Here is a 15,127-nt window from a genome sequence, read left to right as displayed (position 1 = left end):
CCGACGCTCGTGCGGGGTGCTGCCGGAGGGACAGGATGAGGCTGTCAGACCGCAGCGGATCAGTCCCGCAGCGGGTGTTCGCGTACACGGGAGCGGTCTCATGGGGTCAGGTTCAGGTCAGCTGGTGACGGTGTTCGGCGCTTACGGTCACACCGGGCGGTTCGTGGTCGCGGAGCTGGCCGCGCGTGGGTTCGTCCCGGTGCTGTCCGGGCGCAACGTGCGGACCTTGGAGGAGCTGGCGCACGAGCACGGCCTTGAGGCCCGGGTGGCGTCGGTCGACGACCCGGCCTCGCTGGACCGGGCCCTGGCGGGAACGGCGGCGGTCATCAACTGCGCCGGCCCCTTCGCGTCGACCGCCGGCCCGGTGATCGAGGCCGCGCTCCGCGCGAAGATCCCCTACCTGGACGTAGCCGCTGAGCTTGAGGCCAACCTCGACACCTTCGCCCACTACCGTGAGCGGGCCCGGGATGCGGCAGCGGTGATCGTTCCGGCCATGGCCTTCTTCGGAGGCCTCGGTGACCTGCTGGCCACCGCTGCGATGGGCGACTGGACCGAAGCCGACGAGGCACACATCGCCTACGCGCTCAGCAACTGGCACCCCACCGCCGGTACCCGGCTCTCGGGTGCGGTCTCCCGCGAGCGACGCGGCGATCACCGCCTGCGCTACAGCGGCGGGCAGTGGGAGCACCGCACCGACGCCGCGCCCATCCGGGAGTGGGCCTTCCCGGAACCGATGGGACTCCGGCCGGTGATCGGGGAGTTCACCATGGCGGACGTCGTCACCGTCCCCCAGCACCTCTCCATCCCCGATGTGACCACCTACATGACCACCGAAGCGGTCCGAGACGTCGCGGCCCTCCACACGCCGGCCCCGACCGCCGCCGACGAGAGCGGGCGCTCGGACCAGACCTTCCTCGTCGACGTCGTCGTCCGCTCCGGCGGAGCCGAACGCCGGGCCACGGCCGGCGGGCAGGACATCTACGCCGTCACCGCGCCCCTCGTCACCGAGGCCCTCGAGCGCGTCCTGACCGGCCGGACCAAGACCGTCGGCGTCGTCTCCGCCGGCGAGATCTTCGACGCCCCCGACTTCCTGCACGCGCTCCACCCGCACATCACACTCGATCTGCACCCGCAGAAGCAGAACGCCTGACCCGAGCCCTTCGTCCGGCCGTCGGACGTGCGCCCTCAGCGAGCAGCGTCGACAACAGGTCTCGGCGTCCTCGTTCGATTCCCTCACCAGCACAGGTGCTGCCCGAACTCGTGAACAGGGCCGGCAGGGTCCATTTGCCGGTGGACGGGGTGCAGGAGGCGTATCTTCGAGCCCCGTTGTGCGCCGCCCGGTCACCGCCGCCGGGCCGATCCGGCAGGAGCCGCCGTGAACAGGATCATCACCTCCATCTCGCTCTCCCTCGACGGGTTCTTCGAAGGGCCCGACCACGACATCGAATGGCACACCGTCGACGAGGAACTGCACCAGCACTTCAACGACTACTTCCGGACCATGGGCGGCTTCGTCGAAGGGCGCGTCACCTACGAGCTGATGGAGGAGTTCTGGCCGACCGCCGATCAGGACCCGGCCAACGAAGGCCCGATGGCCGAGTTCGCGGGGATCTGGCGGGACATGCCGAAGTTCGTCGTCTCGCGGACGCTGGAGCGCGTGGGGCCGAACGCGACGCTGCTGCACGAGGTCGACCCCGAGCAGATGCGCGGTCTGCGGGACGCTGCCTCGGGGGATCTGGCGGTCGGTGGGGCGGAGCTGCTGGAGTCGTTCCGGCAGGCCGATCTGATCGACGAGTACCGGGTCTACGTCCACCCCGTCATCCTCGGCCGGGGCCGCCCCTTCTTCCGGGACACCGAGGAGCGGCAGATGCTCCGGCTGATGGAGACCCGGACCTTCGGGAACGGGGTCGCGATGCTCCGTTACGAGACGGTCCGGGCGTGAGGCTTACGGCGATGCGGGGTCAGGCAGTGGCCGCGTAGGCGGCGAACGCCGACCAGGCGGTGGGCGCGACGGCGAAGGTCGGGCCCTCGGTGTCCTTCGAGTCACGGACGTGGACGGCGGCGGGGTGCGCGGCGATCTCGACGCAGGCCCCGCCTTCGTCGGAGCTGTAACTCGACTTCCGCCAGTCGTAGGCGACTTCGAGGCACTGGCCGCCTTCGTCCCCGCTGTAGCTCGACTTGAACCAGTTCAGTGCTGCGGTGCTCATGTCTCTCCCAGTAAACGGGCCAGCAGGCGCAGGGTCTCAAGAGGGGTGAGCGCCTGGGCTCGCAGCATCGCATATTTCTGGGCGAGGATGCTGATCTCGTTCCGGTCCGAGATCAGGTGGCTGCCGCGCTGGGTCTCGGTGTAGGCGATGTGCTGGTGATCCGGGGATTCCAGGAGGGTGAAGGGGCCGTTGAGGCCCGCGTGGGCCTTGCTGTCGAGTGGGAGCACCTGGAGGCAGACACCCGGGAGTTGGGCCATCTCGTAGAGGTGGCGTAGCTGTTCCCGGTGGTCCTCGTCCGACGTCAGCTTCATCATCAGGACCGGCTCCCAGATCACCATGCTGATCGTCGGCGGCTTCTTCCGGTCCAGGATCTGCTGGCGTTGCAGTCGCGTCGCCGTCTGCGTCTCGATCTCCTCCGGGCTGTAGGCCGGGATCCTGTTGCTGAACACCGCGTCCGCGTACGCCTTTGTCTGGAGCAGGCCCGGGATGACCTGGTTGTCGTACCAGGAGAGCGCCAGCGCCTCATGCTCCATGTTGAGGTAGTGCTCGGCCCACAGCGGAATCAGGTCGTATTCCGGCATGTTGTCGACCGCCGTCGCCAACGCGCCCTTGGTGCCCAGCAGATCGTCGATCGTCTCCGCCAGATCCGGCACGAGCGAGCGTCTGCCCTGCTCGATGGAGGCGACCGTGTCCTCCTGTACGCCCGCGGCCTGGGCCAGTTCTACCTGGGTCATGCCCGCCTCGGTGCGGAACCGGGCCAGCAGCTTGCCCACGAGCTTCATCGTCGACGCGTTCTTACGCTGTCGCTTTCTGGAGTGCATACGGTTCCCACTCCCACCCCGGGAACCACTTCACGCATGCGCGACCCGTACAACAAATGTGTACGGGTCGCGCACAGTTACCGCACGTCAGGCACTGGCCTGCGGTGTCCCCGTCGGGCTCAGTACATCAGGGCGTCCTCGACGTCCGACTGCCAGTAGGTGACGAAGCCCCGGCTGTCGGTGTAGGTCTTCGCCGGGAGCTTCAGCGTGGACTCGCCCTTGGACTTGTTGTTCTTGTCGACCATGATCACGCCGAGGTTGTCGCTCCTGACCGGCTTGTCCTCGCCGGGCTCGCCGAGCAGTGCGATGCCCGCGTACGCCTCCTCGCCGGGGGCGAGCGTGACGACCGCCTGCGGCTTGCTGTCGTCGAGGACCGGGTACACCGCCTGCGCGTCGTCGAAGCGGAGGAACGGCGCGTGGTAGGCGGAGCAGTCCGTGGAGCCGGTGTTGGTCACCGTGAGCAGCAGGTGGTTGATCGGGCGGCTCACCTTGGAGACCTTGACCGTGGAGTTCTTGGGCGTGCAGGCCGGGATCGCTGCCGCCTGCGGCGTCTTGCCGCCCGCGCGCTTCCCCTCGGTGGGGACGGTCTGCGTCTCGGGCGTGCCGGCCTCCGGCGCGTCCGCCGTCCGGGCCTTGTCGTCGGTGCTCGTCGCCGCGGGGGTCGTCACCGCGGGAGTCGCCGTCTCGGCGGAGCCGGCCGACTTGGTCCCCATGGCCTGGTCGTCGCCGCCGCAGGCGGTCAGCGAGAGGGCGGCCACCAGGGCGGTGGCGGTGAGTGCGGTGATGCGGATGCGGTTGGTGCGCATGGCTGTGGTACTCCCCGTGTTCGGTACAGCGGTTCTTGCTGCGGTCTGGTCCGAGCTTGTGGGGTGGCTGATTCCGGCCGCAACGCCCGGCGAACCATTGGGGATGCTGGAACGTCTACGCATACGGTGACCTGCGGGAATTCCGCGCCCCTGGAACGCCGTTCCGGGACGGACACAGGGACGGACACGGGAGGGGAACGCCGTCGTGGCGACGCCGGAGGCCGAGCATTTCGCGGCCCTGCTGAAGGAACTGAAGGACCGTTCGGGGCGAAGCTACGGGGTGCTGGCCGGGAGACTGCACGTCAGTACGTCGACGCTCCACCGGTACTGCAACGGTGACGCGGTGCCCAACGAGTACGCCCCGGTCGAGCGGTTCGCCCGGCTGTGCGGGGCGGCGGGGGACGAACTGGTGGAGGTGCACCGGGGGTGGATCGTGGCGGACGCGGCCCGGCGGCGGCCGGTGGCGGGTTCGGAACCGGCGGCTCCGGTTCCGGCCAAGGTCACGCCCGCATCCTCGCCCGCGTCCTCGTCCTCGCCCTCGCCTGAGCCCGCACCCGCGTCCTCGCCCTCGCCTGAGCCCGCACCGGAGCCCTCCACGGCCTCTACGGAGAAGCCCGAACCGCCGGCGTCCTCCTGGGCCCGGCTCTCCCGGCGTACGCGGGTGCTCATCGCCGCCGCCGGGGCCGCCGCCCTCCTCGTGCCGACCACCGTCGTCGCCGCCGACCTCGTCGGGTCGCGGGCGGAGGACGGCGCGAGCGCCCCGGGCTCGGGGCCCCGTGCGGACGACGACACCTTCACGCCGCCCGCCTCCACCGACCCCCGGCCCTCGGAGCCAGCGGGCTCCTCCACACCGAGCGCCTCCCCTACGCCCTCCGGTACGCCCTCCACCGCCCCCTCGGCCGAGCCCGGCGCGCCCGCCCCACCCACCGGCCCCGCCGGTCCCGCCGAGAAGCAGCCCCAAGGCAGCCCGCGTACCGGCCTGGGCGCGCCGCCCGCCGTCACCATCTCCTCGTACAACTGGGATGAACCCTGCGGGCAGTTCTACCTGCTGGACCGGGGGCCGGAAGGCGTGGCTCCGCCGCCTCCGCCGCAGGACCGGCGGGGCTGGGCCCGGTCGTACGGCGGGGTCGACGCCGGGAACATGCTGCTCCAGCTGACCGTCCAGGGCACCTCGCGCGAGGCGGTCGTCCTGAAGGGCCTGTACGTGCGGGTGCTGTCCCGTAAGGCGCCGCTGCCCTGGTCGGCGTACCTGATGGGCAACGGCTGCGGCAGCAGCATCGTCCCGCAGACCTTCGCCTCCGACCTGGACACGGGCCACCCGATCATCACGCCCGTACCGGGGACGCAGGGCGACCGGACGATCCCGGCCAAGCCGTTCCCGTACAAGGTGTCGTCCGAGGACGTGGAGGTCCTCAACCTCGACATGAAGGCGCAGGGGTACGACGTGACCTGGTACCTGGAGTTGAAGTGGAGCAGCGGCGGGCGTGAGGGGATGCTGCGGATCGACGACCACGGGAAGCCGTTCCGGACGAGCGGGATGCGCGGGCGGCCGATGTACACGTACGGCAACGACGAGGTGAAGTGGGAGCCGTACCAGGCGGGTTGAGCCGGCTGAGGGAGGGGCGGGCCGCTGTCCGTGGCAGCGGCCCGCCCCCGTTCGGATGGCCCCTCAGGAGGGCGTCGCGCCCCAGCGGCGGAGGTCGAACGCCGGGTGCTGGGCGGCGGCGTTGGCGTCGCGCCAGATGCGCTGGACCGGCGCGTCGTCGTAGATCACGGCCGAACCGGACGCCTCGTACACCGCGTTGACGACCTCCCGGCACCGCGTCCCGGCGTACGCGATGTCCCGGCGCATCCGGGCCCGCTCCTCGGCCGTGCCGCCCGGAGTGGAGGAGGCGGCGAGCCTGTCCAGGCCGGACAGGAGCAGCGCCCGCGCGGTGTCGACGGTGGCGGTGTGCGCGGACACGTCGAGCCTGGAGCCGCGCGTTCCGGAGCCCGTGTACGTGTCCAGCGCCGCGCGGGCCGCGCCCAGCAGGACGCCCGCGAGCGCCACCGTGCCGACGGCTTCGAACGCCATGCGGTACGGCGTCGTCCTCGGGCGGCCGTGCGGCGCCGGGCGGGCGGGGTCGAGGGCGGTGAGCGGGAGCACGCGGTGGTCGGGGACGAGGAGTTCGGGGACCGTGAACGAGCGGCTGCCCGTACCGCGCAGGCCGCTGGTGTGCCAGTCGTCGATGGGGACCGTCCGCTCCTGCGGGATGAGGACGAGGTGCGGTTCCGGTTCGGCGCCGGGTGCGGGCGGGGCGCTGACCCCGGCGACGATCCAGTCGGCGTGGTCGATGCCCGAGCAGAAGCGGCCCCACATCCCGCGCAGCAGATAGCCGCCCGGGACGCGCTGGGCGGGCGGGCCGGAGAGGCGGAGCTGCAGGGCGATCCGGCTGGAGGGGGCGGCGAAGACCTCCTGGCGGGCCTCCAGGGGGAACTGCGCGACCGTCCAGGTGTTGCCGCCCATGACCGCGCGCAGCCAGCCGGCCGACGCGCAGCCCCGGGACAGCTCCTCGGTGGTGAGGAGCGCGGTGGCGAAGCCGAGCCCGCCGCCGCCCCAGACCCGCGGGGTCAGGACGTCGAAGGGGCGGGCGCCGTCGAGGAGCCGGACCGCCTCGGCCGGCAGGGTGCGCAGCCGGTCGGCCTCGGCCGCGTACGCCGCGAGACGAGGAGCGATCGCACGGGCGGCGGCCACGGCGTCGTCGTGCGAGAGGGCTGGGAGGGCCGGGAGCGCCGGGAGGGCCGGGAGGGCCGGGAGGGCCGGGAGGGCCGGGAGGGCCGGGAGGGCAGGGAGCGCCGCAGCGGGCAGGTGGAGGCCGTCGTCGGGGCGCTGCTGGTCGGTGCGTACGGGATCGGTGTGGGGTGCGTCGGGCCGTACGGGATCGGTGTGCGGTGCGTCGGGCCGTACGGGAACGGTGGCGGCGGTCACGAGAAGCTCCAGAGGGGTGTGGGGCGGGCGCAGCCGTCGTGCGTGAAGTACGGGGAGAGCGCGGGGTCCTGGGGGAGGGCGGCGAGGTCGGTGACCACCTCGCGGGCCGGGATCCCGGCCGCGTGGAAACGGGCCCGCCAGGTGGCGGAGGGCGCGGTGGCGAGTTCGGCCGGGGTCGTCCCGGTCCCCGCGCCGACCGCGATCAGGCCGTCGGCGGTCGCCGCGACGAGACCGGCCGCCGCCGGCGCGGCCCCCGGGGCCTCGTCCAGGCCCCGCAGCAGCGGCCGCAGCAGGACCCGGGAGGCGCCGAGCAGCGAGGAGTCGACGCGCAGCCGGCCGGTCGCCGCGCCCGACTCGCGGGCCAGCAGCGCCGCCAGGACCGATTCGGCCGCCAGGTGGCCGCCGAGGATGTCCAGCAGGGTCACCAGCGAAGGCGCCGGGGTGCCGTCGGGCGTCCGTACCGTGTCGGCGACGCCCGACCACGCCTGGACCATGGCGTCCGTCCCCGGCGGACGCGGTCCGTCCGGTGCGCGGTCCCAGGCGGAGGCCCAGGCGTAGACCAGCCCGGGACGGACGCGGGCCAGGTCCGCCTCGTCGAGCCGGAGCCGGGCCGCCTCGCCCGGCGCCCAGCTGTGCAGGAAGACGTCCGCCTCCGCCACGGCCTCGGCGACCGCGCGGCGCCCCGCCGCCGTACGGATGTCGATCTCGCGGACCTCCTTGCCCGCGTTGAGCGCCGCGAACCGCGCCGAGACCCCGCCCGCCGACGGCGCCGCCCCGCGCGCCGGGTCGCCGCCGGGCTGCTCGATCCGGATCACGTGCGCGCCGAGCGCCTGGAGTACGGAGGTGGCCAGCGGGCCCTGGACGTTCCGGGTGGACTCGACGACGCGCAGGCCGCCGAGCGGGAGCTGCGGGAAGCCGGTGTGGGGGCGGGCCGAGGCGTACGGGGGTGCCGGGAGGCCGTCGTGCTCGTCCCGGGGGAGTTCACGCAGCTCCCAGGGGTCGTCGTCGTACCGTACGTCGCTGTCGGCGCGCCGGTCCGCGAGCGTGCGCAGGGCGCAGAGGCCCATGCCGGTCCGCTCGGCGATCAGGAGGAGGTCGGCGTAGCGGTGGCGGGCCGCGCACTGGGCGAGCGTCGTGATCAGCGGTGCGGCGGCGCGGGCGTGGCGGGCGGCGAAGGCCCGCCAGCTGTTCGCGATGTCCTTGGCGGGGGCGCCGACGGCCTTCCAGAAGTCGCGCCAGGGCTGGACGTCGAGCGCCTCCACCTCGAACCGCACGCCGTCGGCCGAGAGGAACGGCGGCCGGGCCGCGCGGCGGTAGGGCGGGCTCGGGACCTCCTCCGGCTCGTCCTCGGCCGTCGCGGCGGCCACGTACGGCCCGAGCGAGAAGAGGGCCGCCTCCACCACGCTGACCCGGGCCGAGCGGACCGGTACCCCGCGCAGGCCGGAGAGGGCGGCGGCCAGCAGGGCCTGGGTGGCGACGGTTCCGGCGACGGCGCCCAGGAAGTCGGTGCCGAGCGGGCGCGGGCCGCCGTTGGCCCGGCCGTGCAGCGCCATGAGCCCGGTCGCGGCCTGCGCGGTGGTCTCGTCGAAGGGGGTGGGGTCCCCGGCGGGCCAGCCCCGCAGCGTCAGGTCCGTGCCGCGCGCCCGGTGCGGGCCGCCGAGGCCGATGACGGTCTCCGGGCCGGCCGTGGCGTACCGGTCCCGCGCCGCTCCCGCGCTCCCGCCCGGGTGCCAGGGGCCCGTGCCGGGACCGAACCGGGCGCCGAGCCGGGTGAGGTGGTCGCGGACGACCTCGGTGGCCGTGGCGAGGCCGGCGGGCGGTGCGGGGTCCAGGTGGAGCTGGTGGCCGTCGAGCGGGAGGGCCTCGCTGGTGGTGAGCGGGGGGAGGGGCGGAAGCGGCGGGAGCGGTGGCGCGGATGTCAACGGGTCCTCCGGGGTGGTCCGGTGGCGGGCGGCGCGGCGTGCGTGCGGTGCGGGGTGAGCGGTGTGCGGTCGGCCGGAGCGGGTGGAGCGGGCGGAGCGGGCGGAGCGGGCGGAGCGGGCGGTGCGGTTCGGACGACCGGAGACGAGTCGTTAGTTAGGTTAGGCTAACCATACTCATCTTGGCGGTGAGGTGGAGGATTTCAGCCGGATCAGGCCGCGCGGCGGGGGAGTTGAGGCCAGGTCCGGCGCGGAGGGTGGGGCGGGGGAGGAGTCATGCCCGTACTGGGGGGTACAGTCTCCGACGCCCTGGCTGCCCGTCCTGGTGCGGCGACGCTCCGGACGGCGGGCGGCCCCACCCCCGTACCCCCAGGTGACCGATGTCCGGCATAGCCGAAGCCTCCGAACGAGCCGAACAGGATCCGCGCGACCGCACGCGGACCGATCAGCGGGCGGATCTGGACCCGGATGTGTGCGAGAGGCGCTCCCTGCGGCTCAGACGCCGACTGGAGCGGCTTATCGGGATCGCGGCGACCGAAGGGAACTCGCTGCTCCCGCTCCGCAACGGCGACCAGATCTTCGGCGCGATGCTGAAGGCGATCCGGTCCGCCGAGCACACCGTCGACATGATGACCTTCGTCTACTGGCGCGGCGACATCGCGAACGACTTCGCCGAGGCGCTCGCCGAGCGGGCCCGGGCCGGTGTCCGGGTCCGGCTGCTGCTCGACGGGTTCGGCTCCCGGCTGATCGAGAAGGACCAGCTGGACATGATGGACGAGGCCGGAGTGACGGTGGCCTGGTTCCGCAAGCCGCTCTATCTCTCGCCGCTCAAGCAGAACCACCGCTGCCACCGCAAGGTCCTCATCACAGACGAGTCCACCGCGTTCACCGGCGGCGTCGGGATAGCCGAGGAGTGGTGCGGCGACGCGCGCAACGAGCACGAGTGGCGAGACACCCATGTGCAGGTCCGCGGGCCCGCCGTCGACGGTCTGGCCGCCGCCTTCGCGCAGAACTGGGCCGAGTGCCAGGACGAACTGTTCGACGAGCGCGACCGGTTCGTGGCGAGCGACCACCACGGTGACGCGGTCGTCCAGGTCGTGCGCGGCTCGTCGTCGTTCGGCTGGCAGGACATGCAGACCCTGATGCGGGTCGTCCTCCAATCCGCCGAGGAGCGCATCCGCCTCACCACCGCCTACTTCGCGCCCGACGACTACTTCACCGGGCTGCTCTGCGCCGCCGCCCGGCGCGGGGTGGAGGTCGAGATCCTGCTGCCGGGGCCGCACACCGACAAGCGGGTCTGCCAGCTCGCCGGGCAGCGGCACTACGAGGAGCTGACGGCGTGCGGGGTGAAGATCTACCAGTACCAGCCGACGATGATGCACACCAAGACCGTCACCATCGACCGGGTCGCCTCGCTCATCGGCTCCACCAACTTCAACCGGCGCTCGCTCGACCACGACGAGGAGGTCATGCTCGCGGTCATGGACCGGGAGTTCACGGACGCGCTCGACGCCCACTTCGACGAGGACCGCGAGAAGAGCGTGCTGATCGAGCGCGGCCGGTGGAAGCGGCGCGATGTCCTCCAGCGGGCGCGGGAAGCGGCCGTGGTGCCGATCCGCCGGTACCTCTGAGGCCGGGCACCTTTCTCAGGTTCTCCGGCCGGATTCGCGCGTGTGGCCAGGGGCTGACCGGGCAGGCGGGGAGAGCAGCGTCCGTCATGTGAAGGGAAAGGGCCCATGAGCGTCTCAGCCGACACCTCGCCCGCACCGGCAGCCGCGGTGATCACCGAGCCCCTGCCCGACCTCCAGCTCCAGCTGCTCATCCAGCTGCTGGACGAGGACCCGCGCGCAGGCCTGCCCCTCACCCTCACCCACCCCGGCGGCCTGCTGCACGGCGACGCCATCGGCCATGAGCAGTGGAAGGCCGAATGGGCCAGAAGCCTGCGCCAGGTCGAGGGCGAGGGCGCCAACCTGCTCGCCGAGTTCCCGGAGACCGTCGACCAGGGCGTACGGGAGCTGCACGGCCAGGAGCGGGACGCCGAGGCGGCCCGGCTGCCGCGCTGGATCCACCTGCGGGACGTGACGCTCCTCGCCGGATCCATGAGCGCGGTCTCGCTGCCGCTGTGGCGCGGACGGCTCTCGGACGTCTCGGGGTGGGCGCTGGGGCGCCCGCAGTAGCCGGTCGGGCGACTCCTAGGGTTGCGGTATGACCACCGACAACGGCTTAGCCACCGGCACCCCGGAAACGCCCGTCACCTTCATCAACGTCTTCGAGATAGCCGCCGACGAACTCGACGCGTTCGTCGAGAAGTGGGAGGAGCGGGCCCGTCTCATGCGGGACAGGCCCGGCTTCATCGACTCCCGGATGCACCGGGCCCGCTCGGCGGACTCCCGCTTCCAGCTCGTCAACGTCTCCCACTGGGAGAGCCAGGAGGCGTGGGAGGCCGCCACCGCCGACCCCGAGTTCTCCGCCCGTACCCGGGCCGCGCGCGAGGAGACCCGGCAGCCGGTCACACCGAACCCGGCGGTCTACGACGTCGTCGTGGAGCTCACCGCGCCCTGAGGGGTGTCCTGTCGTACGCGATCGGCCCCGGCACCTGTTCTGGCAGGTGCCGGGGCCGGCGTACGTACAGCGGACGCGGTCAGAGCCGCTCGGGCGTCCGGATGCCGAGCAGCTCCATGCCCTGGTGCAGGGTCCGGGCGGTGAGGTCCACCAGGAAGAGCCGGTTCTCGACGACCTCGGGCGCGTTGTCCGGGCTGAGCACCTGGCACTGGTCGTAGAACGTGGTCAGGTGCGACGCCAGCTGGTACAGATACGCGGCCAGCTTGTGCGGCTCGTAGCCGGAGGCGACCTCGCCCAGCACCTCGCCGAACTGGTCCAGGTGCAGGCCGAGCGCGCGCTCCGCCGGGGCCAGCGCCAGCTCCGGGTGGGCGGCCGGGACCGCGTCGCCCGCCTTGCGCAGGATCGACTGGATGCGCGCGTACGCGTACTGGAGGTACACCGACGTGTCGCCGTTCAGCGACACCATCTGGTCCAGGTCGAACTTGTAGTCCCGCACGGCGGAGGTCGACAGGTCCGCGTACTTCACGGCGCCGACGCCGACGTACCGGCCGTTCTCCACGATCTCGTCCTCGCTCAGGCCCACCTTCTCGGCCTTCTCCCGGACGACCGAGGTGGCCCGCTGGACTGCCTCGTCGAGCAGGTCCTCCAGCCGGACCGTCTCACCCTCACGGGTCTTGAACGGCTTGCCGTCCTTGCCCAGGACCGTGCCGAAGGCGAGCTGCACGGCCTTGACGCCGTCGCCCAGCCAGCCGGCCCGGCGGGCCGTCTCGAAGACCATCTTGAAGTGCAGCGACTGCCGGGCGTCGACCACGTACAGCAGGGTGTCGGCCTTGAGGTCCTGAACCCGGTTGCGGATCGCGGAGAGGTCGGTCGCCGCGTAGCCGTAACCGCCGTTCGTCTTCTTCACGATGAGCGGGACCTGGTTGCCGTCCGGGCCCTTGACGTCGTCGAAGAAGACGCAGAGCGCACCCTCGGAGCGGACGGCGACACCCGTCTCCTCCAGGATCCGGCAGGTCTCCTCCAGCATGTCGTTGTACCCGGACTCACCGACGATGTCGGGGTCGCGGACCTCCATGTCGAGCTTCTCGAAGACGGAGTGGAAGTAGATCTTCGACTCGTCGACGAAGCCCTGCCACAGCTCCAGCGTCTCGGGGTCCCCGGCCTGGAGGGCCACCACCCGGTCCCGCGAGCGCGCCTTGAAGCCCTCGTCGGAGTCGAACAGCGCACGCGACGCCTTATAGACGCGGTTCAGCGTCGACATCGCCGCCTCGCCGTCCGCCGCGTCACCCTCGTGCTTCAGGGCGCCCGGGTGCTCGATCAGATACTGGATGAGCATGCCGAACTGGGTGCCCCAGTCGCCGATGTGGTGGCGCCGGACGACGTTCTCGCCGGTGAACTCCATGATCTTGACCATGGCGTCGCCGATGACCGCCGACCGCAGGTGGCCGACGTGCATCTCCTTGGCCACGTTCGGCTGGGCGTAGTCGATGACCGTGGTCCCGGCCTCGGCCTTCAGCGGCACGCCGAGCCGGCCCTCGGCGTCGGCGTACCGGGCGGCCAGCGTCTCGACGATCGCCTTGTCGGTGAGCGTGATGTTGAGGAAGCCGGGGCCGGAGACCTCGATCTCCTCGATCAGCTCACCGGCGGGCAGCGCGGCCGTGACCTGGCCCGCCAGCTCGCGCGGGTTGCCCTTGAGCTTCTTGGCGAGCGCGAGGATGCCGTTGGCCTGGAAGTCGGCCCGGTCGCTTCGGCGCAGCAGCGGGTCCGCGGTGCCGGCCTCCGGCAGAGCTGCCGTCAGGGCGTCCGCCAGCTGCTGCTGGAGCGTGGAAGCGAGGGAAGGGACCGAGGCCATGTCTGGCTGCCGTTTCCGTAGGGGTACAGGGGATTCTCTTGGGTGTCCAAGGGATCTCCCCAGTATCCCACGGGGCGTAAAGCCGTTTTCGCGCTACGGGCGGTAGCTGGGAGAATGGTCGGTAACCCACTGGGAATCGACAGACGAGAGAAGGACGTGCCGACCGTGGCCGAGAGTCAGACCAGCACCGAGACCGACTGGGTCTCCCGCTTCGCGGACGATGTCATCGCCGAATCGGAGCGTCGTGCGCCTGGCAAACCGGTCGTCGTCGCCTCCGGCCTGTCACCGTCCGGCCCGATCCACCTCGGCAACCTCCGCGAGGTCATGACCCCGCACCTGGTCGCCGACGAGATCCGCCGCCGGGGCCTCACCGTGCGCCACCTGATCTCCTGGGACGACTACGACCGCTACCGCAAGGTCCCCAACGGCGTCCCGGGCGTGGACGCGTCCTGGGCCGAGCACATCGGCAAGCCGCTCACCTCGGTGCCCGCCCCGGCCGGCTCCGCGTACGCGAACTGGGCCGAGCACTTCAAGGCCGCCATGACCGCGGCCCTGGACGAGCTGGGCGTCGAGTACGACGGGATCAGCCAGACGGAGCAGTACACCGCGGGGACCTACCGCGAGCAGGTCCTGCACGCGATGAAGCACCGCGCCGACATCGACGCCGTACTGGACCGCTACCGGACGAAGAAGGACCCGGCGGAGGCCCAGGGCAAGGGCGGTAAGAAGCCGCAGCAACAGAAGAAGGTCGACGAGGCCGAGCTGGAGGCCGCCGAGGGCTCCGGCGCCGCCGGTGAGGACGACGGCAGCGGCAACAGCGCCGGCTACTTCCCGTACAAGCCCTACTGCGGCAACTGTGAGAAGGACCTCACCGTCGTCACCTCCTACGACGACGACACCACCGAGCTGAACTACACCTGCTCGGCGTGCGGCTTCGCCGAGACGGTCCGGCTCAACGAGTTCAACCGCGGCAAGCTGGTCTGGAAGGTCGACTGGCCGATGCGCTGGGCGTACGAGGGTGTGATCTTCGAGCCCAGCGGCGTCGACCACTCCTCGCCCGGCTCCTCGTTCGTCGTCGGCGGCCAGATCGTCCGCGAGGTCTTCGACGGCGTGCAGCCCATCGGGCCCATGTACGCCTTCGTCGGCATCTCCGGCATGGCCAAGATGTCCAGCAGCAAGGGCGGGGTCCCCACCCCGGCCGACGCACTGGAGATCATGGAGGCGCCGCTGCTGCGCTGGCTCTACGCCCGCCGCAAGCCCAACCAGTCGTTCAAGATCGCCTTCGACCAGGAGATCCAGCGGCTGTACGACGAGTGGGACTCGCTGGGCCGCAAGGTCGCCGACGGCACGGTGCTGCCCGCCGACGCCGCCGCGTACGCGCGTGCCGTCCGCACGGCGGCCGGGGAGCTTCCGAGCACCCCGCGCCCACTCCCGTACCGGACGCTCGCCTCGGTCGCCGACATCACCGCCGGCGCCGAGGACCAGACGCTGCGCATCCTCGGCGAGCTCGACCCGGAGAACCCGCTGACCTCGCTGGACGAGGCGCGCCCGCGCCTGGACCGCGCCGAGAACTGGATCACCACCCAGGTCCCGGCCGAGGCCCGCACCATCGTCCGCGACGAGCCCGACAAGGAGCTGCTGGGCTCGCTCGACGACCAGGGCCGCGAGTCGCTGCGCCTCCTGCTGGAGGGCCTGGACACGCACTGGTCGCTGGACGGGCTCACCACGCTCGTCTACGGCGTGCCGAAGGTGCTGGCGGGCCTGGAGCCGGACGCGAAGCCGACGCCCGAGCTGAAGGCCGCGCAGCGGTCGTTCTTCGCCCTGCTGTACCGGCTGCTGGTCAGCCGTGACACGGGGCCGCGTCTGCCCACGCTGCTGCTCGCGGTGGGGGCGGACCGGGTGCGCAGGCTGCTGGGCGCGTAGCACCGCCGTACGTACGGAAAAGGGCCGCCGTCCGGGAACTCCTCCCGGGCGGCGGCCCTTTCGTCTTCC

General features: G+C 72.0%; 13 protein-coding genes. 7 read left to right on the top strand and 6 right to left on the bottom strand.

The window, feature by feature from the left end; translation table 11 throughout:
- The first annotated feature begins 100 nt into the window (after window positions 1-100).
- Both ACQP09_RS14265 and ACQP09_RS14260 read left to right on the top strand, forming a co-directional pair.
- A complete protein-coding gene (locus ACQP09_RS14265) occupies window positions 101-1,150 on the top strand; it encodes a saccharopine dehydrogenase family protein (protein ID WP_433399220.1) in 1,050 nt (349 codons plus the stop codon).
- A 225-nt stretch (window positions 1,151-1,375) separates the two neighbouring features.
- Window positions 1,376-1,942: a dihydrofolate reductase family protein gene (locus ACQP09_RS14260; protein ID WP_433399217.1), complete on the top strand. Its 567-nt coding sequence runs from the start codon at window positions 1,376-1,378 to the stop codon at window positions 1,940-1,942.
- A gap of 19 nt (window positions 1,943-1,961) precedes the next feature.
- Here ACQP09_RS14260 and ACQP09_RS14255 read toward each other — a convergent pair whose 3' ends face one another.
- The 3 genes from ACQP09_RS14255 to ACQP09_RS14245 form a co-directional block, all read right to left on the bottom strand.
- Complete coding sequence (locus ACQP09_RS14255; RefSeq protein ID WP_433399214.1) at window positions 1,962-2,207, bottom strand: DUF397 domain-containing protein; 246 nt, start codon at window positions 2,205-2,207, stop codon at window positions 1,962-1,964.
- Window positions 2,204-2,989 (bottom strand): helix-turn-helix domain-containing protein, encoded by a 786-nt coding sequence (locus ACQP09_RS14250; protein WP_433406592.1) that lies wholly within the window; start codon window positions 2,987-2,989, stop codon window positions 2,204-2,206. Before ACQP09_RS14250 ends, ACQP09_RS14255 begins: the two co-directional genes overlap by 4 nt.
- Window positions 2,990-3,147: 158 nt before the next feature.
- Window positions 3,148-3,834, bottom strand: coding sequence for a DUF4232 domain-containing protein (locus ACQP09_RS14245; protein WP_433399211.1), 687 nt, complete (start codon window positions 3,832-3,834; stop codon window positions 3,148-3,150).
- Between the two features lie 205 nt (window positions 3,835-4,039).
- Between ACQP09_RS14245 and ACQP09_RS14240 the strand changes: the two genes are divergently transcribed.
- On the top strand, window positions 4,040-5,440 hold the full coding sequence (locus ACQP09_RS14240) for a helix-turn-helix domain-containing protein (RefSeq protein WP_433399208.1): 1,401 nt from the start codon (window positions 4,040-4,042) through the stop codon (window positions 5,438-5,440).
- A 63-nt stretch (window positions 5,441-5,503) separates the two neighbouring features.
- On the opposite strand, the gene ACQP09_RS14235 is transcribed toward ACQP09_RS14240, so the two are convergent.
- Together ACQP09_RS14235 and ACQP09_RS14230 are read right to left on the bottom strand one after the other, a co-directional pair.
- Complete coding sequence (locus tag ACQP09_RS14235; protein WP_433399206.1) at window positions 5,504-6,802, bottom strand: acyl-CoA dehydrogenase family protein; 1,299 nt, start codon at window positions 6,800-6,802, stop codon at window positions 5,504-5,506.
- Complete coding sequence (locus tag ACQP09_RS14230; protein ID WP_433399203.1) at window positions 6,799-8,724, bottom strand: CoA transferase; 1,926 nt, start codon at window positions 8,722-8,724, stop codon at window positions 6,799-6,801. The genes ACQP09_RS14235 and ACQP09_RS14230 overlap by 4 nt, the downstream gene beginning before the upstream one ends.
- Window positions 8,725-9,101: 377 nt before the next feature.
- Here ACQP09_RS14230 and ACQP09_RS14225 point away from each other — a divergent pair, with 377 nt between their 5' ends.
- From ACQP09_RS14225 to ACQP09_RS14215, 3 genes are all read left to right on the top strand, one after another.
- Entirely contained in the window at window positions 9,102-10,352 is a 1,251-nt protein-coding gene (locus ACQP09_RS14225; RefSeq protein ID WP_433399200.1) for a phospholipase D-like domain-containing protein, read from the top strand.
- Window positions 10,353-10,457: 105 nt separating this feature from the next.
- Complete coding sequence (locus tag ACQP09_RS14220) at window positions 10,458-10,898, top strand: hypothetical protein (RefSeq protein WP_433399197.1); 441 nt, start codon at window positions 10,458-10,460, stop codon at window positions 10,896-10,898.
- Between the two features lie 28 nt (window positions 10,899-10,926).
- Window positions 10,927-11,283, top strand: a complete 357-nt coding sequence (locus tag ACQP09_RS14215; protein ID WP_433399194.1) for an antibiotic biosynthesis monooxygenase family protein — start codon at window positions 10,927-10,929, stop codon at window positions 11,281-11,283.
- 79 nt (window positions 11,284-11,362) lie between these two features.
- On the opposite strand, the gene argS is transcribed toward ACQP09_RS14215, so the two are convergent.
- The gene (argS, locus tag ACQP09_RS14210) at window positions 11,363-13,135 is read right to left on the bottom strand and encodes an arginine--tRNA ligase (RefSeq protein ID WP_433399191.1); all 1,773 of its coding nucleotides are present in this window, start codon (window positions 13,133-13,135) and stop codon (window positions 11,363-11,365) included.
- A gap of 156 nt (window positions 13,136-13,291) precedes the next feature.
- Here argS and lysS point away from each other — a divergent pair, with 156 nt between their 5' ends.
- Window positions 13,292-15,058 carry a lysine--tRNA ligase gene (gene lysS, locus ACQP09_RS14205; RefSeq protein ID WP_433399189.1) on the top strand — a complete coding sequence of 589 codons (1,767 nt, stop codon included), beginning with the start codon at window positions 13,292-13,294 and terminating at the stop codon, window positions 15,056-15,058.
- Window positions 15,059-15,127: the final 69 nt, after the last annotated feature.

It is taken from the genome of Streptomyces sp. CA-146814 (assembly GCF_050942385.1).
Lineage (GTDB): Bacteria > Actinomycetota > Actinomycetes > Streptomycetales > Streptomycetaceae > Streptomyces.
The sequence above is the reverse complement of the archived record's forward strand: the minus strand, read 5'-3'. Positions and strand labels throughout refer to the sequence as shown.

What these genes read in the sequence shown, in the direction of transcription:
- ACQP09_RS14225 (WP_433399200.1), top strand. Translation starts at nt 9,102, where the DNA reads ATGTCCGGCATAGCCGAAGCCTCCGAACGAGCCGAACAGGATCCGCGC.
- ACQP09_RS14215 (WP_433399194.1), top strand. Translation starts at nt 10,927, where the DNA reads ATGACCACCGACAACGGCTTAGCCACCGGCACCCCGGAAACGCCCGTC.
- ACQP09_RS14220 (WP_433399197.1), top strand. Translation starts at nt 10,458, where the DNA reads ATGAGCGTCTCAGCCGACACCTCGCCCGCACCGGCAGCCGCGGTGATC.
- ACQP09_RS14265 (WP_433399220.1), top strand. Translation starts at nt 101, where the DNA reads ATGGGGTCAGGTTCAGGTCAGCTGGTGACGGTGTTCGGCGCTTACGGT.
- ACQP09_RS14250 (WP_433406592.1), bottom strand. Translation starts at nt 2,989, where the DNA reads ATGAAGCTCGTGGGCAAGCTGCTGGCCCGGTTCCGCACCGAGGCGGGC.
- argS (WP_433399191.1), bottom strand. Translation starts at nt 13,135, where the DNA reads ATGGCCTCGGTCCCTTCCCTCGCTTCCACGCTCCAGCAGCAGCTGGCG.
- ACQP09_RS14255 (WP_433399214.1), bottom strand. Translation starts at nt 2,207, where the DNA reads ATGAGCACCGCAGCACTGAACTGGTTCAAGTCGAGCTACAGCGGGGAC.
- ACQP09_RS14245 (WP_433399211.1), bottom strand. Translation starts at nt 3,834, where the DNA reads ATGCGCACCAACCGCATCCGCATCACCGCACTCACCGCCACCGCCCTG.